5 protein-coding genes are annotated in these 2,394 nt (G+C 64.8%); 1 reads left to right on the top strand and 4 read right to left on the bottom strand.

Annotation, left to right across the window (positions count from 1 at the left end; translation table 11 throughout):
* On the top strand, positions 1 to 193 hold a 193-nt coding region (locus K338_RS25910), incomplete at its 5' end, for a hypothetical protein (protein WP_169579596.1).
* A 149-nt stretch (positions 194 to 342) separates the two neighbouring features.
* Here the strand turns inward: K338_RS25910 and K338_RS0119420 are convergent.
* From K338_RS0119420 to K338_RS25760, 4 genes are all read right to left on the bottom strand, one after another.
* On the bottom strand, positions 343 to 576 hold the full coding sequence (locus tag K338_RS0119420; protein ID WP_022919793.1) for a hypothetical protein: 234 nt from the start codon (positions 574 to 576) through the stop codon (positions 343 to 345).
* Positions 577 to 720: 144 nt separating this feature from the next.
* Complete coding sequence (locus tag K338_RS0119415) at positions 721 to 1,128, bottom strand: Hsp20/alpha crystallin family protein (RefSeq protein WP_027287065.1); 408 nt, start codon at positions 1,126 to 1,128, stop codon at positions 721 to 723.
* Positions 1,129 to 1,338: 210 nt separating this feature from the next.
* Positions 1,339 to 2,248 (bottom strand): IS5 family transposase gene (locus tag K338_RS25380; RefSeq protein WP_425413856.1). Its coding sequence is split into 2 segments (ribosomal slippage): positions 1,339 to 1,884 and positions 1,886 to 2,248, totalling 909 coding nucleotides; the frame shifts between segments, so codons are not numbered across the junction.
* A 63-nt stretch (positions 2,249 to 2,311) separates the two neighbouring features.
* Positions 2,312 to 2,394: integrase core domain-containing protein (locus tag K338_RS25760; RefSeq protein ID WP_157612659.1), on the bottom strand; the 83-nt coding region annotated here is incomplete at its 5' end.

Below are 2,394 nucleotides of genomic sequence, written 5' to 3'. Positions count from 1 at the left end.
CCCCCCCCAGGCCCAAACGTTCACCATCCCTGATACCTCCTACGGCACCAGCTGGCTGCCCTACCTCGACACCGCCGACCCGAACACCGGTACCGGCCCGCCCAGCAGCCCACCAACGCTGCACGCACCCGGGGACATCGTCACCTTGCCTGCCCACTGCCTGCGCTTACTCATCCGCAGCACCAACGCCTAGGCACCAGTTTGAACTGGCCGATGGCAAGAAACCTCAGCGCGGGATGTGGCTGACATCACAGCCGAGCACCGCGTAGACATGGGCGTGCGGCCCGCGGCCTGACAATCATCCAAGGGCGAATGGCGGTCAGGCCAGGGGCCGCGCCACCATCACCCGATCCAGGTCGCGAGAATCCTCGCAGGCCAGCACTGGATGCTCCCCCGATCCATCACGAGCTCGTCCTCGGCGAACTCGGGGATCTCGGTGTACTGATCGCTGACGTCGGCAAAGTCTGCTTCACGGGCGGAGTCGTAGATCTGAATCTCGGGAACGTAATCCTCTGCGACGCTTAGACCAGGCGCTGCAACGTGCTCTTCTACCTCATCCCAAACTAGCTGCGTCATCGCTCATCTCCTTCACGTGCGCAGTTCACGAGCCTTCGTGGTGCTTGCGATGGGGACCTAGGGAAGGAACCTCCTGCGAGAGAGAGCAGTGGCAGGACGGGCCGCCGCGGCCCCCCGCCCGCCACCGCCCGATGTTTGAGCCGGTCAGGATCCTTGCTCGATAGCGCCCTGCTGACCGGAGTGGGAAACCTCGATCTTGCGTGGCTTGGCTTCCTCGGCCATCGGGATCGTCAACGACAGCACCCCATCGGCGTAGGAAGCGTTGATGTTGTCCATCGCCGCACCAGCACCGAGGGTGAGCTGGCGAGCGAAGGCGCCGGTCTGCCGCTCCCGGGCCAGCCACTGGATGTCCTCGCTCTCCTCAAACCGGCGCTCGGCCCGAATGGTCAGCGTGCGATCCTCAACATCAACATCGATCGATGCCGGGTCCACCCCGGGCAGATCGACATTCAGCACGAAGTTCTCACCTTCGCGGTACAGATCCATCGGCATCGTCTGGCCCCGCGCGGGCGACAGCATCTGGCCCAGGACGCTGTTCAGCGCACGGTCCATCTACCGGAACGGATCAACACGCGTTGCCACAGTAACCACCTCCGTGTGTTCACCAGGCCCGGACCCTCCGGGCCCGCGGTGCCGTCGTAGACGCCCCAATCATGTTTTAGCACTCTCACCGCGAGAGTGCTAGTCCATTCTAGTATCACACTTGACCGGCAGCGTCAAGTCAGGCAGCATGGCCGATCGAGACGACCTAGGGCGTGTCTCCTAACTGCGTAGCCAGGTGAGGATTGCGGCGATGACCGCAGCGCCGCGGTAGATGGTGGCGTGCTTGTCGTATCTGGTGGCCAGCGCTCGCCACTGCTTGAGCAGGGCGAAGGAGCGTTCGACGACGTTGCGCTGCTTGTACAGGTCGGCATCGAAGTTCGGTGGTCGTCCACCGCGGGAGCCTTTGCGTTGTCGGTTGGCCTGCTGGTCGGCCGGCTCGGGGATGACTGTCTGGATGCGGCGCTTGCGCAGCATGGTGCGGTTGGCGCGCGAGGAGTAGGCCTTGTCGCCCAGCACCGCAGCCGGACGGGTGCGGGCGTGGGCGCCTCCTGCACGGGGAACCCGGATCAGGCTGAGCACCACTTCCAGTGCGCGCCCATCGTGACTCTGGCCCGGGGTGATGAGAACAGCAAGCGGGCGTCCTCGCCCGTCGACAGCATGATGGATCTTGCTCGTCAGCTCGCCGCGGGAGCGCCCGATGCCGTGATCGGCTGGCTCGCTGTGGAAACCACCGGAGCCGGAATTCCTGTCATTCGACCCAGCCCCCTGTGTGCCCTTCAGGGCGGGTGGTGTTCGTCGCGTGCTGGTGAGCCCGGTTGATGGTGGCATCCACCGAGATCACCCAGTCCACCTCCCCGCGGGCATCGGCCTGAGCTGTCAGCTCGGCAAGGACCCGGTCCCAGGTGCCGTCATAGGCAAACTTCCTGTGCCGCTTCCACACCGTCTGCCAAGGCCCGAACTCCTCCCTGGGCAGATCTCGCCACGGAACCCCGGTTCGGTAGCGGTAGGCAATCGCCTCCACCACGGTGCGGTGATCACCATAGGGACGTCCGACCTTGCCATCGTTGCTCGGCAGCAGCGGTGCGATCCGCTCCCACTGCTCGTCAGTGAAAACTCGGTAGCGACTCACCTGGCCAGCCTCCCACGAGCCCTACCTCAAAGTTGGGAGACACGCCCTAGCTGTACTCGGCCATCAGGTTGGTGACACTCGGCTGTGGGGCGGGAGGCCGCCGAGTGCGCTGTGGCGGCGTTCAGTGTTGTAGGTGTGCAGCCAGG

The sequence above is a fragment of the Ruania albidiflava DSM 18029 genome (assembly GCF_000421225.1).
GTDB lineage: Bacteria > Actinomycetota > Actinomycetes > Actinomycetales > Beutenbergiaceae > Ruania > Ruania albidiflava.
This window is presented reverse-complemented; position numbering and strand designations above follow the sequence as displayed.